The organism is Wylensekiella montiformis (assembly GCF_009697385.1).
In the GTDB taxonomy this organism is placed as follows: Bacteria; Bacillota; Negativicutes; order Selenomonadales; family Selenomonadaceae; genus Selenomonas_A; species Selenomonas_A montiformis.
In genome coordinates this window covers 238,057-261,931 of record NZ_VUNL01000001.1, presented here as the reverse complement: position 1 = coordinate 261,931, position 23,875 = coordinate 238,057, and the positions used below count along the sequence as shown (strand labels likewise).

Annotated in this window: 26 protein-coding genes; all 26 read left to right on the top strand. The window is 55.0% G+C overall.

Annotation, left to right across the window (positions count from 1 at the left end):
• Positions 1-7 precede the first annotated feature (7 nt).
• The 26 genes from msbA to atpC all read left to right on the top strand — a co-directional run bounded on the left by msbA (position 8) and on the right by atpC (position 23,724).
• Positions 8-1,744 (top strand): lipid A export permease/ATP-binding protein MsbA, encoded by a 1,737-nt coding sequence (msbA, locus tag FYJ78_RS01295; RefSeq protein WP_154619582.1) that lies wholly within the window; start codon positions 8-10, stop codon positions 1,742-1,744.
• A gap of 18 nt (positions 1,745-1,762) precedes the next feature.
• Positions 1,763-4,270, top strand: a complete 2,508-nt coding sequence (gene lpxK / locus FYJ78_RS01290; protein ID WP_154619581.1) for a tetraacyldisaccharide 4'-kinase — start codon at positions 1,763-1,765, stop codon at positions 4,268-4,270.
• A 35-nt stretch (positions 4,271-4,305) separates the two neighbouring features.
• Entirely contained in the window at positions 4,306-5,031 is a 726-nt protein-coding gene (gene kdsB / locus FYJ78_RS01285) for a 3-deoxy-manno-octulosonate cytidylyltransferase (RefSeq protein ID WP_154619580.1), read from the top strand.
• Positions 5,032-5,071: 40 nt separating this feature from the next.
• Complete coding sequence (gene kdsA, locus FYJ78_RS01280; protein ID WP_154619579.1) at positions 5,072-5,899, top strand: 3-deoxy-8-phosphooctulonate synthase; 828 nt, start codon at positions 5,072-5,074, stop codon at positions 5,897-5,899.
• Positions 5,900-5,941: 42 nt separating this feature from the next.
• Complete coding sequence (locus FYJ78_RS01275; protein ID WP_328597600.1) at positions 5,942-6,916, top strand: KpsF/GutQ family sugar-phosphate isomerase; 975 nt, start codon at positions 5,942-5,944, stop codon at positions 6,914-6,916.
• 1 nt (position 6,917) lies between these two features.
• Positions 6,918-7,478: a KdsC family phosphatase gene (locus FYJ78_RS01270; RefSeq protein WP_154619577.1), complete on the top strand. Its 561-nt coding sequence runs from the start codon at positions 6,918-6,920 to the stop codon at positions 7,476-7,478.
• A gap of 89 nt (positions 7,479-7,567) precedes the next feature.
• Positions 7,568-8,479, top strand: coding sequence for a lysophospholipid acyltransferase family protein (locus FYJ78_RS01265; RefSeq protein ID WP_154619576.1), 912 nt, complete (start codon positions 7,568-7,570; stop codon positions 8,477-8,479).
• Positions 8,479-9,030 (top strand): LPS export ABC transporter periplasmic protein LptC, encoded by a 552-nt coding sequence (lptC, locus tag FYJ78_RS01260; protein ID WP_154619575.1) that lies wholly within the window; start codon positions 8,479-8,481, stop codon positions 9,028-9,030. The genes FYJ78_RS01265 and lptC overlap by 1 nt, the downstream gene beginning before the upstream one ends.
• Positions 9,027-9,713, top strand: coding sequence for an LptA/OstA family protein (locus tag FYJ78_RS01255; protein WP_154619574.1), 687 nt, complete (start codon positions 9,027-9,029; stop codon positions 9,711-9,713). Before lptC ends, FYJ78_RS01255 begins: the two co-directional genes overlap by 4 nt.
• A 39-nt stretch (positions 9,714-9,752) precedes the next feature.
• Positions 9,753-10,472, top strand: coding sequence for an LPS export ABC transporter ATP-binding protein (lptB, locus tag FYJ78_RS01250; RefSeq protein WP_154619573.1), 720 nt, complete (start codon positions 9,753-9,755; stop codon positions 10,470-10,472).
• Between the two features lie 13 nt (positions 10,473-10,485).
• Positions 10,486-11,586, top strand: coding sequence for an LPS export ABC transporter permease LptG (lptG, locus tag FYJ78_RS01245; RefSeq protein WP_154619572.1), 1,101 nt, complete (start codon positions 10,486-10,488; stop codon positions 11,584-11,586).
• Between the two features lie 41 nt (positions 11,587-11,627).
• Positions 11,628-12,872, top strand: coding sequence for a DUF3084 domain-containing protein (locus FYJ78_RS01240; protein ID WP_154619571.1), 1,245 nt, complete (start codon positions 11,628-11,630; stop codon positions 12,870-12,872).
• A 77-nt stretch (positions 12,873-12,949) separates the two neighbouring features.
• Positions 12,950-13,366 (top strand): RuvC family protein, encoded by a 417-nt coding sequence (locus FYJ78_RS01235; protein ID WP_154619570.1) that lies wholly within the window; start codon positions 12,950-12,952, stop codon positions 13,364-13,366.
• On the top strand, positions 13,356-13,820 hold the full coding sequence (locus FYJ78_RS01230) for a deoxycytidylate deaminase (protein ID WP_154619569.1): 465 nt from the start codon (positions 13,356-13,358) through the stop codon (positions 13,818-13,820). The genes FYJ78_RS01235 and FYJ78_RS01230 overlap by 11 nt, the downstream gene beginning before the upstream one ends.
• A gap of 108 nt (positions 13,821-13,928) precedes the next feature.
• Positions 13,929-14,981 (top strand): MraY family glycosyltransferase, encoded by a 1,053-nt coding sequence (locus FYJ78_RS01225; RefSeq protein WP_154619568.1) that lies wholly within the window; start codon positions 13,929-13,931, stop codon positions 14,979-14,981.
• 80 nt (positions 14,982-15,061) lie between these two features.
• Positions 15,062-16,225 carry a non-hydrolyzing UDP-N-acetylglucosamine 2-epimerase gene (gene wecB / locus FYJ78_RS01220; RefSeq protein ID WP_154619567.1) on the top strand — a complete coding sequence of 388 codons (1,164 nt, stop codon included), beginning with the start codon at positions 15,062-15,064 and terminating at the stop codon, positions 16,223-16,225.
• A 122-nt stretch (positions 16,226-16,347) separates the two neighbouring features.
• On the top strand, positions 16,348-16,590 hold the full coding sequence (locus FYJ78_RS01215) for an AtpZ/AtpI family protein (protein WP_154619566.1): 243 nt from the start codon (positions 16,348-16,350) through the stop codon (positions 16,588-16,590).
• Between the two features lie 350 nt (positions 16,591-16,940).
• A complete protein-coding gene (locus FYJ78_RS01210) occupies positions 16,941-17,321 on the top strand; it encodes a hypothetical protein (protein WP_154619565.1) in 381 nt (126 codons plus the stop codon).
• A gap of 45 nt (positions 17,322-17,366) precedes the next feature.
• Positions 17,367-18,044, top strand: coding sequence for a F0F1 ATP synthase subunit A (gene atpB, locus FYJ78_RS01205; RefSeq protein ID WP_154619564.1), 678 nt, complete (start codon positions 17,367-17,369; stop codon positions 18,042-18,044).
• 57 nt (positions 18,045-18,101) lie between these two features.
• Positions 18,102-18,353 carry a F0F1 ATP synthase subunit C gene (gene atpE, locus FYJ78_RS01200; protein ID WP_154619563.1) on the top strand — a complete coding sequence of 84 codons (252 nt, stop codon included), beginning with the start codon at positions 18,102-18,104 and terminating at the stop codon, positions 18,351-18,353.
• Between the two features lie 41 nt (positions 18,354-18,394).
• Positions 18,395-18,898, top strand: coding sequence for a F0F1 ATP synthase subunit B (gene atpF, locus FYJ78_RS01195; RefSeq protein WP_154619562.1), 504 nt, complete (start codon positions 18,395-18,397; stop codon positions 18,896-18,898).
• Positions 18,892-19,434 carry an ATP synthase F1 subunit delta gene (gene atpH, locus FYJ78_RS01190; protein ID WP_154619561.1) on the top strand — a complete coding sequence of 181 codons (543 nt, stop codon included), beginning with the start codon at positions 18,892-18,894 and terminating at the stop codon, positions 19,432-19,434. Before atpF ends, atpH begins: the two co-directional genes overlap by 7 nt.
• 24 nt (positions 19,435-19,458) lie before the next feature.
• On the top strand, positions 19,459-20,976 hold the full coding sequence (atpA, locus tag FYJ78_RS01185) for a F0F1 ATP synthase subunit alpha (protein ID WP_154619560.1): 1,518 nt from the start codon (positions 19,459-19,461) through the stop codon (positions 20,974-20,976).
• Positions 20,977-20,995: 19 nt separating this feature from the next.
• Positions 20,996-21,850, top strand: coding sequence for an ATP synthase F1 subunit gamma (atpG, locus tag FYJ78_RS01180; protein ID WP_154619559.1), 855 nt, complete (start codon positions 20,996-20,998; stop codon positions 21,848-21,850).
• A 23-nt stretch (positions 21,851-21,873) separates the two neighbouring features.
• The gene (gene atpD, locus FYJ78_RS01175; protein WP_154619558.1) at positions 21,874-23,286 is read left to right on the top strand and encodes a F0F1 ATP synthase subunit beta; all 1,413 of its coding nucleotides are present in this window, start codon (positions 21,874-21,876) and stop codon (positions 23,284-23,286) included.
• A 3-nt stretch (positions 23,287-23,289) separates the two neighbouring features.
• Positions 23,290-23,724, top strand: a complete 435-nt coding sequence (gene atpC / locus FYJ78_RS01170) for an ATP synthase F1 subunit epsilon (RefSeq protein ID WP_154619557.1) — start codon at positions 23,290-23,292, stop codon at positions 23,722-23,724.
• Positions 23,725-23,875 lie beyond the last annotated feature (151 nt).

The following is a 23,875-nucleotide window of genomic DNA, read 5'->3' as shown; positions in this document are numbered from 1 at the left end:
GAAAAGTATGAAGAATTATAAACGGCTGCTCCAGTATATGCGGCCTTATCTTAGGCAGCTGTTTCTGGCCATTGTCTGCATCGTCGTAGCGGCTGGATGCAACCTGTATCTGCCATGGATCATCAAGGACATGATCGACAAGGTTCTGGCGGACAAAGATATGATGATGCTCAATATGATCTGTATCGGCATCGTCGTGGTTTTCTTAATCCGCGGGATCTTCTTCTACGGGCAGTCGTATCTGGTCTCGTATATCGGACAGAAAGTCATCATTGATGTCAGAGAGGTCATGTTTCGCAAATTTCAGCGCATGCCGATGGCGTACTTTGACAAGCATCAGACCGGCGAGACGATGAGCTATATTACCAATGATGTGGCGGCTATCCAGTCGGCGCTGGTTGACCAGCTGATCGAGATGGTCACAGAGGGGTCGATTCTGATTGGCTCGCTGGTCCTTATGGTGTATCTGGACTGGAAACTTTCGCTGCTTACTTTGGTGGTCATCCCTGTGGTCGGACAGGCCATGAAGATCTTCGGGAGCAAGATCAAGCGGAATGGCACGGTCATTCAGGAGCGCATGGCAGATATAACGTCACTGCTTCAGGAAAGCATTTCAGCCATCCGTGTCGTTAAATCTTTTGTACGTGAAAATTATGAAATTCAGCGTTTTGTGCGGCAGAACGAACTGAACTTTCAGGCGGCGATGAAGAATGTCCAGCTGACCAGCCTGCTCACTCCGACGGTGGAGCTTCTGGCGGCCATTTCCGTTACGTTTATCGTCTGGTTCGGCGGGTATGAAGTGCTCAATGACCAGATGACGGCAGGCGCGCTGGTGGCATTTCTGACCTATGCGGTGAATCTGGCCAATCCGGTCAAGCGTCTGTCGCGCGTCTATGGCAATCTCCAGCGGGCTATGGCCGCAGTTGACCGGGTCTTTGCCGTCATTGATCTGGAGGAGCCGATTCATGACAAGCCGGATGCGGTCCGCTTGCCGGAAATCACCGGCCGTGTCAGGCTGGATCATGTTTCCTTTGAGTATAAGAAAGGCGTACCGGCGCTCAGCGATGTCACGCTGGAAGCCCGTCCCGGGCAGATGATCGCCTTTGTCGGGCCGAGCGGCGCCGGAAAATCGACCATTGCCAATCTGATCCCGCGGTTTTATGAGGTTACTTCGGGATCGATCTCGATAGACGGACACGATATCCGCGATGTTACGGTAGATTCTCTGCGCGAGCAGATCGGCATTGTCCCGCAGGAAACCATGCTGTTTTCGACGACCGTGCGGGAGAATATCCGTTATGGGCGTCTGGATGCTACCGATGAGGAAGTGGAGGAAGCGGCCAAAGCGGCCAACGCGGACAGCTTTATCCGCGAGCTTCCTCAGGGATACGATACCGCGATCGGCGAGAGGGGCATGAATTTGTCCGGCGGCCAGCGGCAGCGCATGGCTATCGCCCGGGCTATCCTGAAGAATCCGCGCGTGCTCATTCTTGATGAAGCGACATCAGCTCTGGATACGGAGAGCGAAAAAATCGTTCAGGCGGCATTGGACCGTCTGATGGTCGGCCGCACCTCGTTTGTGATTGCGCATCGGCTTTCTACGATCTTTCAGGCGGATCAGATTTATGTCATTGACAACGGGCAGGTGAAAGAACACGGCACTCATGAAGAACTGCTCGGACAGGACGGCCTGTACAGCTATTTGTATAATATCCAGTTCAACAAGAAGAACGTCAACGAGTAAGAGGGAAAGGACAGAGCAATGCAAATCCTTTACAATATAGCGGCAATACTGGTCGTCGTCCTGATCATACCGGTATTCATGGTCCGCTCGGTCCGTGAAAAGGGCTTTGTGGAACGGATCCGGCAAAGTTTGGGTTTTTTCCCGGCTCATACACTGGACCGCGTCGAAAAAAAACACTGCATCTGGGTTCATGCGGCATCGGTCGGGGAGATTGTGGCGACAAGTCCGCTGATCCGGGAGTTCCGCAAGGAGTTTCCCAAGACGCCGATTCTGGTCTCTGTTGTGACGACCAGCGGCTATGAGATGGCAAACCGCATTATAAAAGATGCGGATTCCATTATCTATTTTCCGTTGGACCTTCCGTTTCTGGCCGGTCATGTGCTGCGGCGCATTCATCCGAGGGTTTTTCTGCCCGTTGAAACGGAGCTTTGGCCGAATTTCCTGAAGACGGCGCGCCAGCTTCATATTCCGGTCATGATGGTCAACGGACGAATCAGCGATAGGAGTGTCAAGCAGTATCGCCATCTGCACAGCCTGCTTCGCGATATGATTGGAACGGTGACGCGATTTGCCATGCAGTCGCAGATCGATGCGGATTATATCATGCGCCTCGGCGCTCCGCCGGAACTGGTCACGGTGACGGGAAATACGAAATTTGACCAGACGTATACGGATGTGAGCCCGGACGAGAAGCAGAAGATCATCGAGGAGATGGGGCTGCAGGAAAATGACGGCATTTTTCTGGCCGGTTCCACGCACCGCGGAGAGGAAGAGTTTGTGCTCCATGCCTTTCGGGCTGTGCGGGAGAAGCACCCGCATGCCAGACTGGTCATTGCGCCGCGTGAACTGCTGCGCACGCAGGAGGTGCTGCATCTTTGCCGGCGGGCCGGATTCACCGTCACGACGCGCACGGCGCTGCAGAGCCATGCGTCTCAGGGCGAAGATATTGTCATTCTCGATACCATCGGCGAACTGGGGCGGGTTTACAGCGTCGGCGACGTCGTCTATGTCGGCGGCAGCCTGATTCCGCACGGCGGGCATAATATTCTGGAGCCGGCCGCCCATGGCAAGGCGATTCTGGTCGGTCATTATATGTTTAACTTCAAGGATACACATGCGCTGTTCCGCAACCGCGACGCCTGCATCACGGTTCGGAATGAGAAGGAGCTGGTCCGGGAAGTGGTCCGCCTGTTCGACGATCCGGAGCATCGTCATCGCATGGAGGCTGAGACGCTGGCTATCGTGGCGGAAAACAAAGGAGCGTCGCGCAAATCGGCGGTCATTCTCCGCGAGATGCTGGATGCGTACGAAAGCTGTCCGGAAAACCGCCAGCGGGCTCGTGCGACGCAGAAGATCGATAATTTCCAGACCTATTTCATCGAACTCGTTCACAGTAAACAGGTGGATGGAATCTGTCTGCATATCATCATGGCGATTCTCTATGTGTTTTCGAAGATCTATGCACAGCTGGTCAACCTCAAGCTGGCCGGTTACCGGATCGGTCTTTTCAAGCATCGGAAGCTGTCCTGTTATGTGATCAGTCTCGGCAATGTGACGGTAGGCGGAACGGGAAAGACGCCGACGGCCCAGCGCCTTGCGAGTGATATCCGCGATATGGGCTATCGGGTCGTCATATTGAACCGCGGTTACCGCGCCAAATGGCACGGGAAGATCGGCATTGTTTCGGATGGACATCGGCTTCACATGAGTTCTGCCCAGGCCGGCGACGAGGCGTTTATGCTGGCCAAGCATCTGCCGGAGGTTCCGGTGCTCATCGGTGCAGAGCGGGCTGTGACCGGACAGTATGCGATCGATCATTTTGGCGCCGAGGTGGCTATCCTTGACGATGGTTATCAGCACTGGCAGCTGGAACGCGATATGGATATTCTGCTCGTGGATGCGGTTAATGTATTCGGCAACGGCTACATCCTGCCTCGCGGTACGCTGCGGGAGCCGATTTCCCATATCAGCCGCGCCGATGTATGCCTGATGACCAAGGTGGATCAGGCGGCGGAAGGGTCCTGTGAGTACATACGCGAAACCGTTCATAAATACAATGCACAGGCACAGATCGTGGAAAGCATTCATCAGCCGCGCTGCTTCATCCCGCTGGCGGATTGGTATGCGGATATAGCCGGAGATGGCATCGATATCGGCCGGATGAAGGGACGGAAGATCATGGCTGTTTCGGCTATCGGAAATCCGGCCTCGTTTGAACAGACTCTTTCTGATCTCGGTGCTGTTATTCTTGAGAGCCTGCGCTATCCGGATCACCATGATTACAATATGCAGGAAATGGTCGATATTCTGCATCAGGCGGAGGCCATGGGGGCGGAAGCCATCGTGATCACGGAAAAAGACGCGGTCAAGATTCCTGCCGAGGTCATCCATGCCGGCTACGATATACCGGTCTATGTCATCTGCGTCGAGGTGAATTTCCAACAGGGCGAGCGGGAATTCCGCACATTGCTGCAGCAGCGGCTGGCGGAGCGTCTCGGCCCGCGCAGCTGTCGGCAGAAGGAATAGTTCCCTTTGGACTTAAGGAAAGGATGAATGGTTCCATGAACGTATTATGTGTCATTCCGGCACGGTATGCATCGACAAGGCTTCCGGGAAAGCCGCTCAAGGATATCGCCGGCAAGCCAATGGTCTGCCGGGTCTATGATCGGGCCGCTCAGGCCGGAAAAGTATCCGATACGCTGGTCGCCACGGACGATGTGCGTATTCTGAATGCTGTGCAGGAGCATGGCGGCCGGGCGATGATGACCCGGAAGGATCATCCGACCGGTACAGACCGTCTGGCCGAGGTGGCGTCCGCCCATCCGGAGGCAGATCTCATCGTTAATGTGCAGGGAGATGAGCCGCTGATCGAGCCGTCTCTGATCGACCGCTTGGTGGATGTGTTTGAGGAGGAGCCGGATCTTCCCATGGCGACGGTCATGACGAAGATCACGGATGAGGAAGAGCAGCGCAATCCGAACAATGTCAAGGTAGTGACGAATAAAGACGGATATGCTCTGTATTTTTCCCGCTCTCTGCTGCCTTATCCGCGTCATGCAGGCTGTCCGGTATACAAACACATCGGCATTTATGCGTATCGGCGCGATTTTCTGCTCCGTTATGCGGCGATGGCGCCGACGCCGCTGGAAAACGCGGAATCGCTGGAGCAGCTGCGGGCTTTGGAAAACGGGTACCGGATCAAGGTAGTGGAGACTGAGGCGCAGTTTGTCGGAGTAGATACGGCTGAAGATCTGGAAAAGGTAAATGCGATCTACCGTCAGCTGTGAGAATGGGTTCGTGTAAGATTCAGGCAAAGGAGAGACGAGAATGAATAAGGTAAAAGTCGGAAACTTCGAGATCGGCGGCGGAGAAAAGCTGACCCTCTTGGCCGGGCCATGCGTGCTGGAAAGTTTGGACCGCTGCCTGCTGATCGGGCGTACGGTCAAGGAAATCTGCCGCCGTCTGGACGTGAACTACGTGTTCAAGGCATCGTTTGATAAGGCCAATCGTTCCTCCTTTCACAGCTTCCGCGGGCCGGGGCTGGAAAAGGGGTTGGAAATGCTGCGGAAGATCAAGGAAGAACTGCAGGTGCCGGTTGTGACGGATATTCATGAAACGTATCAGGCGGAACCGGCGGCCAAAGTGGCGGATATTCTGCAGATTCCCGCCTTTTTGTGCCGGCAGACGGATCTCCTGCATGCGGCAGCCCGCACGGGCCGCGTGGTCAATGTCAAAAAGGGACAGTTCCTCGCTCCGGAGGATATGCGCAATGTGGTGGACAAATTGCACGAGAGCGGCTGCGAGCAGATGATGCTTACAGAGCGGGGCGCGTCGTTCGGCTATCATAATCTAGTGGTGGATATGCGTTCTTTGCCGATTATGCGTTCCTTTGGCTATCCGGTCGTCATGGACGGTACGCACAGCGTACAGCTGCCCGGCGGCAATGGGGCGACCTCGGCCGGAAACCGTGAATATGTGGAATATCTGGTGCGTGCCGCAGTCGGTGCCGGTGTGGATGCGCTGTTTCTGGAAGTCCATGACAATCCGGAGGAGGCTCTTTCCGACGGGGCGAACATGGTCTACTTGGATAAGCTGGAGGATTTGCTGCGGGATGCGGTCGCCATTCATGAGATCGTCCGGAAGAAAAATGCGTGAATTTCGTAAAGAAGCTTATAGATGAAACAAGGGGAAAGAAACGTGGACAAAATCAAAGAATCCGCGATCGAGACACTGGAAATCGAAGCGGAGGCAGTACAAAAACTGAAGAGCCGTATCGATGACGAATTTGAGGCTGCTGTGCAGTGCATCCTGGACTGCACGGCACGCGTCGTCGTGACGGGAATGGGCAAATCCGGCCATATCGGGCGCAAGATTGCGGCAACGCTGGCAAGCACAGGCACGCCTTCCTTCTTTATGCACCCGGCCGAGGCGTTTCACGGAGATCTCGGCATGGTGACGGAAAATGATGTGGTCATTGCCATTTCGAACAGCGGAGAATCCTCGGAAATCGTAAACATTTTGCCGATTATCCGCCGCATCGGCGCAAAGATTATCGCGATGAGCGGCCGCCGTGAATCGCAGCTCGGGAAAAACAGCGATTACTTCATCGATATCGGGGTGGAAAAAGAGGCTTGTCCGCTGGGGCTGGCGCCGACGGCCAGCACGACGGCCACGCTGGCTATGGGGGATGCGATGGCCGTGGCCCTGATGTCGGTCCGCAATTTCACCAGTCAGGATTTTGCGCTGTTCCATCCGGGCGGCGCGCTGGGCCGCCGTCTCCTGCTGAAAGTGTCCAATGTCATGCATACCGGAGAGGATAACCCGATTGTGCGGCAGGACAAGACCGCCAAGGACGCGCTGTTCATCATGACCGACAAGGGCCTCGGCGCAGCCTCGGTGGTCGATGAAAACGGCCGGTTTGTCGGTCTGATCACCGATGGCATCATTCGCCGCGCGCTGGCCAAGGATTATAAATTCCTCGATGAGGCGGTCAGGAACATCATGTTTGATAAGCCTCTGACGATTGGAAAGGACGAGCTGGCGGCGGCTGCGCTTTCCGTTATGGAAAAACACAAGCCTCGTCCGGTCACCGTTCTGCCGGTTATCGATGCGGATCGCAATCCGGTAGGCATTGTCCACCTGACGGATCTGCTGAGACAGGGAGTGGTCTGAGATGGAACAGAAAGCAAAGGCACTTGCATGTGCGAAAAAAATACAGCTGGTGATCTTTGATGTGGACGGAGTCCTCACGGACGGCTCCATTTGCATCGGGCCGTCCGGCGAGCTGTTTAAGCCCTTTTTCTGCCGGGACGGGCAGGGCATTACTCTCGCGCATAAGGCGGGACTCAAAACAGCGGTCATCACGGGACGATCGTCGGAACAGGTCGCTATCCGCGCGAAAGAGCTGCATATCTCGGAAGTATTTCAGGGCAATCCGGATAAGCGGAAGGCCTATGAAGCGATTAAGGACAAACTCGGCTTGTCCGATGAGCAAATCGGTTATGTCGGGGATGATCTTATCGATCTGCCGATCATGATGCAGACCGGGCTCCCGATGGCGGTTGCTGATGCCGCCTTGGAAGTGAAGCAGGAGGCGCTGCTCATTTCCGGTCAGCCGGGCGGGCGCGGCGCTGTCCGCGAGCTGTTGGAATTTATCCTGAAGGCGCAGGGGAAATGGCAGGCGCTGCTCGATGATTTTTATCGTCCCGCCCGTTTCGATGGGCTGGCGCAGTAACCGGCTTTCCCGGCAGGTCAGCGGGGGCATATCTGCCGGACAGGATCGCTGTGTAAGATTTGAGGGAATATCCATTTGGAGGAATATCCATGCATTATAAATTCGTTATGTTCATGAGCCGGGTGGTTTGTCATATGCCGTACCGTCTGCTTATGGCTGTCGGCTGGGTGCTGGGCAATCTCTATTATCTGCTCATCCGGAAAGAACGGGAAAGAGCGGTGGAACAGATGATGCCCGCCCTTCAGATTCCGGAGCGGGAAGCACGCAGGACGGTGCGAAAATCGTTTATCAACCTGGCACGAAATGTGTTGGAGATCCTCTATATGCCGCATCTCAATGAGCAGAACTTCCGGCAGTATATCGAGATTGATCATCTGGACCGCCTGAAAAAAGCGCTGGATGAACGGCATGGTGTCGTCATTCTGACCGGTCATATCGGTACCTGGGAGTGGCTTTCCGCAGCGTTCACCCTGAATGGCCTTCCTGTTACGGCTATTGCCAAGCCGCAGCCGAATATGCAGTATACGAATGCACTCAACGATCTGCGCAAGACGATTCATGTAGAGATTTTTTCCCGCGGGACGAGCGAACTGCTGGCTGCGGCCCGCGCTTTGAAAAAGGGCAAGATTTTAGGGTTTTTAGCCGATCAGGACGCAGGACCGGGCGGTGCTTTTTTGCCGTTTTTGGGACGGATCGCCTCGACGCCGATGGGCCCCGCGGTTTTCGCGCATAAGTTTAATTCTCCGGTGGTTCCAGCGTTTATCCTGCGTCAGCCGAATGGACGGCATAAGGTCGTAATCGGCGAGGTGATGCGCTATGAGGATACCGGTGATACAGACCGCGATCTGTTCGACTTTACCGCGCGAATGACGAAGGTCGTGGAAACGATTGTCAGGGAAAATCCGACGCAGTGGCTTTGGTTTCAGAAGCGCTGGAATACGACACCGGATATGCAGAAAGCCGGAAAACACCATACCGTCCGCGCGCAGGAGGTTGAATGATGGACAGAAAGAAAAAGCTTCTGACCGGACTGGCATTGGCCGCGTTTGCCGCGCTGGTCGTCTGGGCTGTTATGACGGTGCCGCAAAAACCGCAGCTGCCGGAGCAGACTGCTGATTCGAATCTTATGACGTATGAGGGCAATACGATCAGTGAGGAAAAAGACGGGCGAAAGATCTGGGATCTTACGGCTGAACATATCGAGATGGATGTCCATACGAAGGATGTCCGGCTGGAGAATCTGACCGGGCATTTTTATATGCAGGATGGCCGTGTGGTGGAAGTTCATGCGGATCATGGCCGTTATGAAAACGAGACAAAGGACATCTCCCTTTCGGGGAATGTGGCGATCAGCACGAGCGACGGCGCCATACTGAGCAGCCGGGAACTGCAATGGGTTTCGGCGGATGAGATGCTGGCGGCAGTGGGTGACGCGTCTGTCAGCAAGGAGGATATGAAGGCCTCCGGCGAACGCATTGAAAGCACGGACGGATTTAATAAGATCCGGATTATCGGCCGGGCCCATCTGGTCAAAGGAGGAGAAAGCAAATGAATACAGGCAGAATGAAACAGATGCTGCTGGCTCTGGCGGTAAGCGTCGTGCTGCCGATGAGCAGTCTGAATGCCGCGGGCGAACCGGCGGAGCTGGATGCGGATACCGTGGAGTATGATATGAGTACAGGTCTGGTGTCGGCTTCCGGCGATGTTTTGATGAAACAGGGAGCTTCCAGGGTTTCCGGTGTGAAGGCATCCTACAATGCGAAGACGAAACAGGGCATTGTGGAGGGAAATGTCATTGCTGTACGCGATGATGCGCGTCTGACCTGTGACCGCATTGTCCTCGACGGCGAGGAACACCTGTCGGCATCGGGCAATGTTCAGGGATCGCAGGGAGAACATCATTTTTCCGGGGAGCAGGCCGACTATTATCCGAATCAGGGGAAGTATCTGGTCATGCCGGCCGGAGGAACGCTGACGAGTGCGGACGGCACCTTTACGGCAAATCGTCTGGAGGGATGGCTTGATGATGCGCATTATGTCGGCACAGGCAATGCGCATGTGATCAGTCCGCCGCGCAATCTGGAAGCGGGCGGAGACCGGATGGACTATTATGGCCGGGATCAGGGTCAGGTCGTGGTCACGGGCAGCGCCTGGGCGCTTCAGGACAACAATACGATGAAAAGCAACCGTTTGACGATTTATCTTGCGAAGGATGGGCAGGCCGGAGTAAAATAAACGAATAAGTGTGAATCCGAAAGTTGGAGGGTATAAGCTTTGCATATCGAAGCGAAGAATCTGGTAAAAAAATTCAAGGAGAGGTCGGCCGTAGACCGCGTGTCCCTGAGGGTCAGCAAGGGAGAGATTGTCGGGCTTCTCGGCCCGAACGGCGCGGGGAAAACGACGACGTTCTATATGATCGTCGGGCTGGAGCAGCCTACATCCGGCGAGGTGTTTTTATCGGATATCAATATCACCGGCCAGCCCATGTACCGCCGTGCGGCGCTGGGCATCAGCTATCTGACGCAGGAGGCTTCCATTTTCCGCAAGCTTACCGTGCGTGAAAATATCATGGCCATCCTTGAGACGACCAGTCTCTCCAAGGCGGAACAGAAGGATAAGTATGAAGAGCTGATCGAAGAGTTCCACATCGGACATGTCCGTGACCGGAAGGGAACGGAGCTTTCCGGCGGCGAACGCCGCCGGGTGGAGATTGCGCGCTGTCTGGCGCTTGAACCTCAGTTTATCCTGCTGGACGAGCCGTTTGCCGGCGTGGACCCTCTGGCCGTGGCAGACATACAGGAAATCATCCAGTATCTTCGCCAGCGGGGCATGGGCATCCTGATCACCGATCACAATGTACGGGAAACCCTGCAGATTGTTGACCGGGCGTACATTCTGAGCGAGGGGCGGATCCTGTTGGAAGGCGACAGCCAGACCATTGCCAACAGTCCGGTGGCCCGTAAGTTCTATCTGGGCGAAAACTTTACCCTGTGATTGGAGCGTAGTCATGCATTTGAGAATTTTAGACAAGTATATCTTCCGGGAGGTCCTGCTGACCTTTCTTTTCGGCATCTGCGCGTTTTCCGCGGTATTCATCGGCTCCGGTACGCTGTTCAAGATTGCGAAGTATATTACGGATTACGGTGCATCGCTGCAGGCGGTGGTTAAAATATTTATTTTCGGGCTGCCGAGTGTTATCATGTGGACGTTCCCGATGTCCATGCTGCTGGCCAGTCTGCTGACCTTCGGCCGCCTTTCCAGCTCAAGCGAGATCACAGCCATGAAGTCCTGCGGCATCAGCTTCGGACGGATCGCGGCACCGGCCATTATCATGGGACTGATCGTGAGTCTCTGTGCGATCGCGTTTAACGAGTATGTTGTGCCGTGGGCCAATACGGCTTACCGTAATGTCCTGTACTATGAGATACAGGGGAACAATGGCATGAAGTCGCAGGAACATATCATCTTGAAGGATATTGAAAAAGGACAGATTCAGCGACTGGTCTATGCGCGGCTGTACGATGCTGATACGCAGACGCTGCAAGGAATCACGCTGCAGGATTTTGATGACGACGGTCAGGTCCGCCATGTGGAAAATGCGGAGTATGCGGAATGGAGCGGCAACGAGTGGACGATGCATAATGGGATGCTCTATGATATTGCTAGCGAGGAGGGAAAGAGCGAGCATACCATGCGTTTCAGTACGCAGGTTCTTCCGATCCGGGCCAATCCGAAGCAGATCGTCCGGGAGCAAAAGGATCCGGAGGAACTGACGATGAAGGAACTCAAGGCGCAGATTGCCATTATGAAAACGCAGTACGCCAATACAAACAAGCTGGAAGCAGAATATTATCAGCGCATTACCGTGCCGATGGCCAGCCTGATCTTTGCCTTGATCGGCGTGCCTCTTGGGCTGCAGCCGACGCGCAATAGTTCGTCGGCCGGATTTGCCATGAGTGTCATCATTATCTTTTTCTATTACGCGCTGATGACGATGGGAAATGCTTTGGCCCGCGGCGGGATCCTGACGCCGATGCTTGCTGTCTGGCTTCCGAACATCGTCGGCCTCATTGCCGGTTTTTTCCTTATCCGCCGCGCATCGCGCTGATGCCGGCTTATCCGATGGACAGAAAGGTGGAATGATGAAACATGTACGGAGTCCTTTTGATTGTCGTACTGATTATCACCGGCGGCGCCATTGCGTTTATCGGCGATCGTCTGGGCACGAAGATCGGTAAAAAGAGGCTGTCGATTTTCGGCCTGAGGCCGCGTCATACCTCCATTGTCATTACCATATTTACAGGAGTCTGTATTACGACATTGACGTTCGGCGTTATGGCGGCGGCTTCGGAGAACGTGCGCACGGCGCTGTTTGGCATGGAACGGCTGAATCGCACCATGCAGGCGACGCAGTCCAGCCTGCTTCAGGCCCAGTCGGATCTGGAAGCGGCACAGGACGAGCAGGAGCGCACCAATGAGGCGCTCAGCGCTTCCAAAACGGACGTGGAAAAGCTGAAAGACCAGCGGGCGGAGCTGGAAGCGGAATCGTCCCGGCTGCAGGAGGGAAATCGCCAGCTGGAGGCCGCCAAACAGGACCTTCTGGCGCGCAATGACCTGCTTTCTGCAGAGAATGTCAGCCTCGGCGGCCGGAATCAGGTTCTGGCCAGTGCCAACGAGGAATTGTCCGGTCATAATGCAAGGCTGACCCGGGACAATAAGAGTCTGGAAAAACGTGCACAGGATCTGCGCGACGGACTGATCAGCATGCGCGAGGGAGATATCGTATTTCAGGCCGGAGAGGTTATCGCCAGCGGCGTGGTCCGCGGCAACCGGCCGCAGGCGGCGGTGGCGCAGGATCTTCAGTCTCTGGCTCAGCTGGCCAACCGCAATGTTTCCACACGCCTGGGACGGGATACGTCCGATCAGGATATTTGGATCTATCAGCCGGAATATGAAGCGGCTGTCAAGACCATCGCGGAAAGTCCGCAGGATATGGTGGTGCGCATCGTGGCGGCAGGCAATCTGATCCGCGGCGAGGCGGTACGCACGTCTCTGGAACTTTACAAAAACAGCATCATCTATAAGAATAAGGAATTCATCATTGCCCGGCCGTATACGCTGACGGATGGCACGGACGGCGAAGCGGAGCAGACGGTCATGAACTTCCTTAAGGATGTCAATCTGTCCGCGACGACAAAGGGCATCCTTCCGGATCCGCTCCGCGGTTCTGTCGGCGTTATAGCCGGAGCGCAGTTTTATGAACTGGTCAACTCGCTGCGCGGTATCCGCGGGCCGGTGGTTCTGTCTGCTTATGCGAATGGAGATACGGATGCGATGGGACCGCTTCGTCTGATCCTGAAAATGGAGCGGCAGACGGATAATGCCGTACATTGACGGGAATGAGAGCAGCTGGAGGGAAACGAATCGAGCCGGGCATCTGCCCGGCTCGATTCGGATAACGGGAGGTCTTTATGAATATAGCAGCGCTGGATCCCGGCAGGGATAAATGCGGACTGGCCGTGCTGGATGAAACCGGAAAGGTCTTGATCCGGCAGGTTATTGAAACTGCGCGGCTGGAACAGGAGGTCGCCGGATGGTATAAGGCATACGGATTTTCCTGTCTGGTCGAAGGAAACGGCACGACAAGCGGCCAGGCCCGGCAGCGCCTGAAGCAGGCGCTGCCGTCTCTCGACATCCGCGTGGTGGATGAATACCGGACGACGGAGATGGCCCGCGGGGAATACTGGAAGGCGAATCCGCCGAAGGGATGGCGGCGCTTGCTGCCGCTGTCCCTGCAAGTTCCGCCGGAGCCGGTGGATGATCTGGTTGCCGTGATACTGGGGCGTCGTTATTTGCAAGACAGGGAGGATGAAAAGAATGAACGGTGAAAAGCAGAATCGTCCGGACTGGACGGAGTATTTTCTGGATATTGCCCGGTCGGTCGGCCGGAGAGCGACCTGTCTGCGCCGCCGCTATGGAGCGATCATCGTCAAAGATCGGATTATCATCAGCACCGGGTACAACGGAGCGCCGCGCGGAGAGGCGAACTGCATCGATACGGGCGTTTGTGAGAGAGAGCGGCTTCATGTGCCGAAAGGACAAAATTACGAGCTCTGTGTGGCCGTTCATGCTGAACAGAATGCCATCATCAATGCGGATCCGGCGGCAATGGAGGGGGCGACCATCTATATTGTCGGCGTGAACGCCGACGGGACACTCGCTTCGGGCAAGCCATGCCTGCTCTGCCGCCGGATGCTGCGGAATGCCAAGCTGGACCGTGTCGTCTATTACGATACAGATGGACAGATTGTTTCCTGTCGTCCGGACGAAATTCACGACTAAGCGCTTCGTCCCGTGATTTTCATTGACACCGGTTGGGCGGTGCGGTAAAATAGGCTTGCTATGGAAACATGAATACAACAAGCGATTGGAAAAAGAGGTGCGACTTGTATGCCGGATTATATGTTGGCGTTTGTCATTGCTGCAGGAGTAGCGCTGCTCATTACGCCAGGCGTGATTTTCCTGGCGGCCAGGACGGGAGCGATGGATGCCCCCGATGCGAGAAAAGTTCATAAAAAGCCGATTCCCCGTATCGGCGGGATTGGAATCTATGCGGCTTTCATGGCTGCGATATTCAGCGTTCTGTCCTTTGTCGAGGTAACTGCGGAGGTCAGGACAGAATTGATCGGCCTGATGGTCGGCGGTTCCTTGATTGTGCTGGTCGGCGTAATCGACGATTACAAGAACCTGCCAGCCAAGGTAAAGCTGGTCGGGCAGATCCTTGCTGCGGCCGTTCTGGTCATTGCCTTTGATGTGCGCATCGATTTCATTACGGATCCGTTTGGCGATTACATTTATACGGAATGGCTGGCGATCCCTGTCACGATCTTCTGGATTGTCGGTCTGACCAATACCGTCAATCTGATTGACGGGCTGGATGGTCTGGCCGCAGGGGTTTCAACGATTGCTTCCATCACGATCTTTCTGGTCGCGCTGCAGCAGGGCATTCTGCTGGTGGCCGTGCTGACTGCAGCGCTGGCCGGGGCGGCGTTTGGCTTTTTGTACTATAACTTCAATCCGGCCCGGATCTTTATGGGGGATTCCGGCAGCATGTTCCTCGGGTATATGCTGGCCGGCATTTCGGTGATCGGCGCGGTGAAGAGCGCGGCCACGATTGCGCTCATTGTCCCCATTCTGGCGCTGGGACTTCCGATTCTGGACACGACGTTCGCCATTGTGCGCCGTTATCGCGGCGGCGTGCCGATTTTCAAGCCGGATAAGGGACATCTGCATCATCGCCTTTTGGATTTGGGCTTTAGTCAGCGTCAGGCGGTTCTGCTCATGTATGTGATCAGTGCGCTGCTTGGCCTGAGCGCCGTTGCGCTTACGGAGGTCAGCAGCCAGTTTGCCATTCTCATCGTCTGTGTGGTGGTGGCGGCTGTTCTGTTCGGTGCGAAAAAGATCGGTATTTTTCATATGAATCATTCCGCTCATCAGCACTGACTCTGGCTGACGGAAAGAGAACCAATCAGACCGTGGAGGCAGGCGCAGGCCTGCCTTTGCTTATAGAAAGGGGATTTCGAATGGACAAGAAGAAAATCAAGGTGATGACCGTCTTTGGAACCAGACCGGAGGCAATTAAGATGGCTCCGATCGTGCTGGAGCTTCAAAAGCATCCGGATACGATTACGCCGGTCGTAGCCGTGACTGCCCAGCACCGCGAAATGCTGGATCAGGTGCTGAATCTTTTTGCCATCAAACCGGATCATGATCTGGATATTATGGCGCAGGGGCAGACCTTGTTTGATATTACCTCCAAGGCGATGATGGGACTGGATAAGGTGCTGACGGAAGAAAAGCCGGATCTGGTTCTTGTCCATGGCGATACGACGACGACCTTTGCCGGCGCGCTGGCTGCTTATTATCACCAGATACCGGTCGGTCATGTGGAAGCAGGGCTTCGTACGCACAATAAATATTCGCCGTTCCCGGAAGAAATGAACCGCAAGCTTACCGGCTGCATTGCCGATCTCGATTTTGCGCCGACAGAGACCTCGGAGCGTAATCTGCTGGCGGAATCCGTTCCGGCAGAACGCATCTTTGTCACGGGCAACACGGTGATCGACGCGCTGCATCATACGGTTCGCGATGATTTTCGCTTTGACGATGAGATGCTTCGGCAGATCGATTTCGCGCATAAGCGCATTGTTCTGGTCACGACGCACCGCCGCGAGAACCTCGGCGAGCCGATGCGCCATGTCTACAAGGCGCTGCGTCAGCTGACTGAGGAATTCGACGATGTAGAGATCGTATTTCCCGTTCATAAGAATCCGAAGGTGCGTGAGGTCGTCAATGAAGAACTCGGCGGCCTGAGCAAAGTCCATTTGATTGATCCGCTGGATTATGAGCCGTTTGCCAATCTCATGCATCGTGCCTGCCTTATCCTGACAGATTCGGGCGGAGTGCAGGAGGAGGCTCCGGCACTTGGCAAGCCTGTACTGGTGCTGCGCGATACGACGGAGCGTCCGGAGGCCGTCGAGGCCGGCACGGTCAAGCTGATCGGCACGGACCGCGAGCGCGTCTACAAGGAAGCGCGCCGCCTTCTGACGGATAAAGAAGAATACGGCCGCATGGCGGAGTCTGTCAATCCATATGGAGATGGACAGGCTTCCCGACGGATCATTCAGGCCATTCTCTATCATTATGGTCTGGCCGGAGACCGTCCAGACGTATTTATGGGCAAGTGAAAAGGATATAAGAGATCATGCAAAAAGCCTTCCCTGCGGGGGAGGCTTGATCTTTATCCGATGCTAAGGGTCTGGATAAGTTTTACTTTATTCTGCTGCATGACCGGAAGGGAGAAAAGGATATGTCTGACCGGAATGACGATTCCAGATACGAAGGACTGCGCATGGCGCTCAAGGCATTTTCCCTGCTCGGGGGAATGGGAATCTACCTGGTTGTTTTTGTCGGGATCTGCGTATTTCTCGGCAATTTGGCCGATACCTGCTTCGCGCTGGGATACACGGGGAAATTACTCGGAATTATCGTAGGATTTCCCGGAGCTATATATACGATGTACCGGCAGCTGAAGCAGGGAAATTTGCTTTGAGAACGGAAAGAAAGATTGAATTGTCGGTATCTTAAATTTTGTTGGAAAAACCTTGCTATCTGTCAATCAATCGCATATAATAATCTTTGCGACCAATTATGATAAATCAATTCTGTATATTTATGATAATATAAATAACTTTTATTTATATCGTAAAATACAGGAAATAAATGGTATTTTTACATAGGGCAGCAGTTTCCTGAAAGGGATTTGCGGTTTTATGTCGAAATAAAAATTCAGGCGCAGATGGAAGCGACGGCTCCTGATACAGGGGGAGCGTTTCTGTTTCGCCGCTGCCGGTATTCAACGAAGACGATGGACAGGAATCTGCCTGCCGTCGGAGGAGGAATATGAAGGAAGTTTTATCAGGGTATGTCAAGCGGCTGTCGGCAAGTCTGGCGGTTTGCACAGCGGTGATCGGAGGCGTTCTGTTGATGCAGGGCGAGGGTCGGCTCATCGGTGCGCTGCTGGCCGGCTATCTTGCGGCCGGGGTATGTATATGGACGATTGCTTACCGTACCTGGAGAAGCGCCGGTCTGGATGCGGCCAGCGCCAAAAAGCAGATGCTCTGGGGGCTGATGCTGCGTCTGACGACGATCTTCGTAGTCCTTGGCGCGGCAGCCCGGATTTCGGTGCGTGTCTTTGCCGTGACTGCGCTGGGGCTTCTTCTGGGGTATGGATTGGCACTGGTTCACCTTATAGCGGCCAACATACGATCTGATAAAAAATAATCATGGGCGGGGGAATCCCCGAACCCTGGTAGGGAGGTAGAGGTTATGCATGAAATCGGTGTTCGCGAAGTAGTGCAGTTTGCCGGCTTGACCTTCAACTGGGAGACGCTGTGCATGACATGGCTCACCATGGCAATCGTTATTCTTATCGCATTCCTGGCAACGCGCAACTTGAAAATGGTGCCGTCCGGCTGGCAGAATGTGCTGGAAATGATTGTTACCGGGCTGAACGCGCAGATCGCTGGAACAATGGGAAAACGCGGGAGCTTTCTCGCACCGTTTATTATCTCCTTGTTCCTGTTCCTGCTGGTATCGAACTGGCTGGGACTGATCCCGACGTTGTCGTCGCCGACGAACGACTTGAACACCACACTGGGCTTAGCCCTGCTGGTCATTGTGATGGTTCATTCGCTGGGCCTGTACATGAAGGGGGCGCATTATCTGGCGCACTTCTTCAAGCCGACTCCGGTGTTTGTCATCATTAATGCCATTGAGGAGATTGCCAAGCCAATCACCTTGTCATTCCGTCTGTTCGGCAATATTCTTGCAGGAGAGATTTTGATCATCATCCTGTTGAAGCTCATGCCGATCTGGATGCCGATACCGTCTGTCATCTGGCTGGCGTTCAGTATTTTTATCGGCGGGGTGCAGGCATTTATCTTCACGATGCTGTCCATGGCGTATTTTGCCGGTGCAGTCAAGGAAGATAGTGAAGAATCATAAGGTCCGGAAGGACGAAGCTGTTCTTGATGTTTATGTATTTTTAAGGAGGATTTTTTCATGGAAAACGCAATTATGGTAGCAGCAGCTCTGATCGGTGCAGGTCTCTGCATGGGTTTTGCCGCAATCGGTGCAGGACTGGGCGATGGTCTGGTAACAAGCCGCTTTATCGAGGGAATTACGCGTCAGCCGGAAGCTCAGAGCAAGCTGTTTACGAATACGCTGATTTCTGTCGGCCTCATCGAGTCCATGGCCATCATTGCGACGGTCGTTGCCCTGATCATGCTCTATGCCAACCCGCTCATCAAATAATCTTTTTGTTTGATGCATCACGAGTAAAGGGGGCATAGTAATTGATAGAGTTAAACGCGACATTCTTCGCGCAGATCCTCAACTTCCTTATTCTGGTTGTCATTTTGCGCGCTGTGGCTTATAAGCCGGTTGTCCGCATGCTCAAGGCCCGCGAGGACAGGATTCAGGAGAGTCTCGACAAGGCTGATGCCGATGCCGTGGAAGCCGATAAGATGCTGGCTGAATATAAGGCCAAGCTGGCCGCTGCCAATGCCAAGGCGGAGACGATCGTCCGCAATGCGGAAAAGCGCGCCAGCGAGGAGCGTGAGGAAAAACGGGCCGAGGCAAAACGCGAGATTGAGCAGATGAAAAAGGCTGCTGCTGCGGAGATTCAGCGCGACCGCGAACGTGCGGCAGAGCAGCTTCGCGCGGAAGTCGTGGCGCTGTCCATGGCGGCCGCGGGCAAAATCATCGCCAAGAATATGGACAAGGCTGAGAACGAGCAGCTGGTCGGCGAATTCGTCGATAAGCTGGACAAAGACAAGATTGGTGATCTGCCATGCTAAATGTACAGCTTGCACGCAAGTATGCCCAGGCGATTTTTGAAATTGCCCGGGAAGAGGATAAGCTTGTGGAGTATGGAAGAGAGCTGGCGGAGGTCTGCACGGGTATTGAATCGGTGCCGGCTGCTTCTGCTTTTCTGTCCAATCCGCAGGTCGAGACAAAAGCCAGAAAAGAGCTCATCGGGAAGCTGTTTGAAGGAGAACTTTCCCCGCATGTGTATCACTTCCTGCTTCTGCTGGTGGACAAGCGGCGGTTTGGCCTGCTTCCTGCCATTGAGGCAGAATATGGCAGGCTGTCCAATGAGGCCAGAGGGATCCTGATCGCCGATGTGACGACAGCAGCACCGGCTGATGACGGGCAGCAGGAGGCAATCCGTGCCAAGCTTGCCCAGCTTACGGGCAAACAGGTGCAGCTCAGGCTTCATGAGGATGAAGATCTCATTGGCGGCGTGGTCGTGAAAATTGGCGACCGCCGGATTGACGGCAGTGTTGCCGGCCGCCTTGAGACACTGAAAAAAGAATTACTGGCGAATAAGTGATGAAACTGGGGTGACAGCGAAGTTATGAAAATGAATCCGGAAGAAATAACAGCCATCATCAAAGACCAGATTAAGAACTATAACATAGACCTTAATGTGGATGATGTTGGAACAGTTATCGAGATCGGCGACGGCATCGCTCATATCCATGGCCTTGAAAAGGCGATGGCGGGCGAGCTGCTCGATTTCGGCAACGATATTTATGGTCTGGTCCTGAACCTTGAGCAGGACAACGTCGGCGCCGTTCTGCTCGGCGGTGAGACGGAAATCAAAGAGGGATCGCAGGTAAAGCGCACGGGCAAAATCATGCAGGTTCCGGTCGGTGAAGCGATGATCGGCCGTGTTGTCGATGCGATCGGGCGTCCTATCGACGGCAAGGGTGAGATTCGCGCTGAGAAGACGCGCCCTGTCGAGTTCCATGCGCCGGGCATTGCTGACCGCCAGCCGGTTAAAGAACCGCTGCAGACAGGCATCAAGGCCATTGACGCATTGGTTCCGATTGGCCGCGGACAGCGTGAGCTCATCATCGGCGACCGCGGCATCGGCAAGACCGCGATTGCCATCGATACGATCCTCAATCAGCACGATCAGGACTGCATCTGCGTCTATGTCGCGATCGGTCAGAAGGCTTCAACGGTAGCCCGTGTGGTCAAGACGCTGGAAAAGGCCGGGGCGATGAAGTATACGATCGTCGTGGCAGCAACTGCCGCGGACAGCGCGCCGCTGCAGTATCTGGCGCCGTATGCCGGTGTAGCAATGGCCGAACACTTTATGTATCAGGGCAAGGCATGCCTTTGTGTGTATGATGACCTCACGAAGCATGCGGCAGCTTATCGCGCCATGTCCCTTCTGCTCAGAAGACCGCCAGGACGTGAGGCATATCCGGGCGATGTATTCTATCTGCATTCCCGTCTCTTAGAGCGTGCGGCCAAGCTCAGCAACGATCTTGGCGGTGGTTCCATCACGGCGCTGCCGATCATCGAGACGCAGGCCGGCGACCTTTCCGCTTATATTCCGACGAACGTCATTTCCATCACGGACGGTCAGATCATGCTGGAAACGGATGCGTTCAACTCCGGTATCCGCCCGGCAATCAACGTGGGCCTTTCCGTGTCCCGTGTCGGCGGCTCCGCTCAGATTAAGGCGATGAAGCAGGTAGCAGGCACCATGCGTCTGGATCTGGCTCAGTATCGCGAACTGGCGGCATTCTCCCAGTTTGCGTCGGATCTCGATAAGGCGACAAAGGCCCAGCTGGACCGCGGCGCGCGTATGGTCGAGACGCTGAAACAGGCGCAGTACAGTCCGCTTCTGGTTCAGGATCAGGTCATGGTCATTTATACGGCGGTCAAAGGATTCCTGACGGATATTCCGGTCGAGCGTGTCGTCGAATTCCAGACGGACTTCCTGAAGTTCATGCATACGCAGCATCCGGAGATCGGCCGGAAGATCATCGACCAGAAGAAACTGGATGATGCGCTGGAAGCAGAGCTTCGTCAGGCGATTGAGGAGTTTAAGGAAACCGTAACCTATAAAATGGCGTAAGGCAGCGAGGTGATTCTTTTTGGCTAGTTTACAGGATATCCGCCATCGCATTAGGAGCGTAAAGAGTACCAAGCAGATCACGAGCGCCATGAATATGGTTGCGACGTCACGGCTGCGCCATGCGAAGGAGGCCGCGATTGCCAACCGCCCTTATGCCGATAAGGTCATGCAGGTCGTTCAGGAGATCGCTGCCAGTGCAGGGTCGGATTTTTCCCATCCGCTGCTTGAGAAGCACCCGGACGGAAAGAAGCTCATCCTGCTGGTCACGGCGGACAAGGGACTGGCCGGAGCCTATTCCAGTAATGCCTGCAAGGCTGCTGAGGCGCTGGCCGGAACGAAGGAGGATGTCCGCATGCTCATCGTTGGTCGCAAAGGCGTGGTTCACTTCAAAAATCGCGGCTATGCCATTGAGCAGAGCTATATCGGCATCAGTGAGCGTCCCGTGTTTGAACATGCCCGGCAGATTGCGCGCGATCTGATCACGCGTTTCAAGACCGGTGAGATTCGGGAAGTGCAGATGGTTTATACGAAGTTCATCTCCGCTATCAGCTGCGAGCCTCAGGTTGTACAGCTGCTGCCATTTCAGGCGGATGCGGCAGCTTCCGGAGAGGTTCACGCCGAGTACATCTATGAGCCGGATGCGGCATCAGTACTCAGCGCGCTGCTCCCGCAGTATCTGTACACGACGGTGTATGCCGCGCTGCTTCAGTCTGCGGCAAGCGAACTGAGCTCCCGCATGAACGCGATGAGCAACGCGACGGATAATGCGGAGGAACTCATGGGCAAGCTGGACCTCTACTACAACAAGGTACGTCAGGCCGGCATTACCAACGAGATCACGGAGATCGTTGGTGGCGCCGAGGCTCTGAAATAAGAGCATCGTAAGGAGGTTTACCATTGGTAAAAGGTAAAGTCGTACAGGTTATCGGACCTGTCGTAGATATTGAATTTCCAGCCGGGGAACTGCCGGAAATTCTCAATGCAGTTACCATCAAGGGCAAAGCCGGCGACATCGACATCGATCTGGTCGTCGAAGTCATGCAGCATCTTGGGGACAGCGTGACCCGCTGCATCGCCATGAGCTCTACGGATGGACTGACCCGCGGTATGGAGGCGGTTGATACTGGTGCGCCGATTACCGTACCGGTCGGCAACGAAGTTCTGGGACGTATTTTCAATGTTCTCGGACAGACGGTTGACCACGATCCGACTCCGGTCGGCAACAAGGAGGCCTGGCCGATTCATCGCCCGGCGCCGAAATTTGAGGAGCAGGAGACGTCAGCTCAGATTCTTGAGACGGGCATCAAGGTCGTCGATCTGATCGCGCCGTATTCCAAGGGCGGCAAGACCGGTTTGTTCGGCGGCGCCGGTGTCGGCAAAACGGTCCTGATCATGGAGCTGATTCATAACATCGCGACCGAGCACGGCGGTTATTCCGTATTCGCCGGCGTCGGTGAACGCACGCGTGAAGGAAACGACCTTTGGGGCGAAATGAAGGAATCCGGCGTCATCGATAAGACGGCCCTCGTCTACGGCCAGATGAACGAGCCGCCGGGAGCACGTATGCGCGTTGCGCTGACCGGTCTGACGATGGCGGAATATTTCCGTGATGTTCAGCATCAGGACGTGCTGCTGTTCATCGATAATATTTTCCGTTTCATTCAGGCGGGTTCCGAGGTTTCGGCTCTGCTGGGACGTATGCCGTCGGCCGTTGGTTATCAGCCGACGCTCTCCACGGATATCGGTGCTCTGCAGGAGCGCATCACGTCTACGAAGAACGGTTCCATTACGTCGGTTCAGGCCGTCTATGTGCCGGCCGACGACCTTACAGACCCTGCTCCGGCCGGGACGTTTACCCATCTGGATGCGACGACGGTTCTTTCCCGTCAGATCGCAGAGCTTGGTATTTATCCGGCCGTTGACCCGCTGGATTCCACGAGCCGTATCCTGAACCCAGAGGTACTGGGCGAGGAGCATTATAAAGTAGCCCGTGGCGTACAGGCTGTTCTGCAGAAGTACAAAGACCTGCAGGATATCATCGCCATTCTCGGTATGGAAGAACTTTCCGATGAAGATAAGCTCACCGTATCGCGCGCCCGCAAGATTCAGCGTTTCCTTTCCCAGCCGTTCTTTGTGGCTGAGGTGTTTACGGGATCGCCGGGCAAATATGTACCGCTGAAAGAAACGGTTCGCGGCTTCAAGGAAATCCTTGAAGGCAAATACGACGATCTGCCGGAAAATGCGTTCTATATGGTCGGAACAATTGACGAAGCTGTGGAGAAGGCAAAGAAACTTAAAGAGGAGGAATAATCGATGGCGACGATTAAGCTAGAGATTGTCTCTCCGGACCGGTTGGTCTATTCTGCAGATATCAGCATGCTCATTGTCCGCTCGACGGGCGGTGAGCTCGGTATTCTGCCGCATCATGCGCCGCTGGTGACCGGCCTGATCCCGCATGCCATGCGCGTGCGCCTCGGTGCGGATCGCGATGAACAGCTTATTGCCGTGGCTGGCGGATTTATGGAAGTCACGCCGGAAAAGATCACGGTTTTGGCTACGGCTGCTGAGCAGCCGATTGATATTGACATCAATCGGGCTAAGCGGGCCATGGCGCGTGCGAAGGAACGTCTGGCGGCGTTCCATCAGGGTGTGCCGGAATCCAGGGACATCGACGTGGAGCGGGCGCAGCTCGCCATGCAGCGCGCTATGGCGCGTCTGCGTGCCACGCAGACGGATATACAGGATTAATACTCTGGAAAAGCGGAGCAGTGAAAAAACTGCTCCTTCCTGCAAAGGCGGTTCGCTGACTGTTCGAGTAAGCGGACCGCCTTTTGGGGTAGCCTTGTTCGATGGATTGGTCCTTGGATTGTGCGCGGGCTGTTGCCCTGGGAGGCGTGCG

What these genes read in the sequence shown, in the direction of transcription:
- atpH (WP_154619561.1), top strand. Translation starts at nt 18,892, where the DNA reads ATGCTAAATGTACAGCTTGCACGCAAGTATGCCCAGGCGATTTTTGAA.
- FYJ78_RS01270 (WP_154619577.1), top strand. Translation starts at nt 6,918, where the DNA reads ATGGAACAGAAAGCAAAGGCACTTGCATGTGCGAAAAAAATACAGCTG.
- FYJ78_RS01225 (WP_154619568.1), top strand. Translation starts at nt 13,929, where the DNA reads ATGCCGGATTATATGTTGGCGTTTGTCATTGCTGCAGGAGTAGCGCTG.
- msbA (WP_154619582.1), top strand. Translation starts at nt 8, where the DNA reads ATGAAGAATTATAAACGGCTGCTCCAGTATATGCGGCCTTATCTTAGG.
- FYJ78_RS01230 (WP_154619569.1), top strand. Translation starts at nt 13,356, where the DNA reads ATGAACGGTGAAAAGCAGAATCGTCCGGACTGGACGGAGTATTTTCTG.
- FYJ78_RS01210 (WP_154619565.1), top strand. Translation starts at nt 16,941, where the DNA reads ATGAAGGAAGTTTTATCAGGGTATGTCAAGCGGCTGTCGGCAAGTCTG.
- FYJ78_RS01215 (WP_154619566.1), top strand. Translation starts at nt 16,348, where the DNA reads ATGTCTGACCGGAATGACGATTCCAGATACGAAGGACTGCGCATGGCG.
- lptC (WP_154619575.1), top strand. Translation starts at nt 8,479, where the DNA reads ATGGACAGAAAGAAAAAGCTTCTGACCGGACTGGCATTGGCCGCGTTT.
- atpA (WP_154619560.1), top strand. Translation starts at nt 19,459, where the DNA reads ATGAAAATGAATCCGGAAGAAATAACAGCCATCATCAAAGACCAGATT.
- lptG (WP_154619572.1), top strand. Translation starts at nt 10,486, where the DNA reads ATGCATTTGAGAATTTTAGACAAGTATATCTTCCGGGAGGTCCTGCTG.
- FYJ78_RS01255 (WP_154619574.1), top strand. Translation starts at nt 9,027, where the DNA reads ATGAATACAGGCAGAATGAAACAGATGCTGCTGGCTCTGGCGGTAAGC.
- atpB (WP_154619564.1), top strand. Translation starts at nt 17,367, where the DNA reads ATGCATGAAATCGGTGTTCGCGAAGTAGTGCAGTTTGCCGGCTTGACC.
- atpE (WP_154619563.1), top strand. Translation starts at nt 18,102, where the DNA reads ATGGAAAACGCAATTATGGTAGCAGCAGCTCTGATCGGTGCAGGTCTC.
- kdsA (WP_154619579.1), top strand. Translation starts at nt 5,072, where the DNA reads ATGAATAAGGTAAAAGTCGGAAACTTCGAGATCGGCGGCGGAGAAAAG.
- lpxK (WP_154619581.1), top strand. Translation starts at nt 1,763, where the DNA reads ATGCAAATCCTTTACAATATAGCGGCAATACTGGTCGTCGTCCTGATC.
- wecB (WP_154619567.1), top strand. Translation starts at nt 15,062, where the DNA reads ATGGACAAGAAGAAAATCAAGGTGATGACCGTCTTTGGAACCAGACCG.
- FYJ78_RS01235 (WP_154619570.1), top strand. Translation starts at nt 12,950, where the DNA reads ATGAATATAGCAGCGCTGGATCCCGGCAGGGATAAATGCGGACTGGCC.
- FYJ78_RS01240 (WP_154619571.1), top strand. Translation starts at nt 11,628, where the DNA reads ATGTACGGAGTCCTTTTGATTGTCGTACTGATTATCACCGGCGGCGCC.
- kdsB (WP_154619580.1), top strand. Translation starts at nt 4,306, where the DNA reads ATGAACGTATTATGTGTCATTCCGGCACGGTATGCATCGACAAGGCTT.
- atpC (WP_154619557.1), top strand. Translation starts at nt 23,290, where the DNA reads ATGGCGACGATTAAGCTAGAGATTGTCTCTCCGGACCGGTTGGTCTAT.
- FYJ78_RS01265 (WP_154619576.1), top strand. Translation starts at nt 7,568, where the DNA reads ATGCATTATAAATTCGTTATGTTCATGAGCCGGGTGGTTTGTCATATG.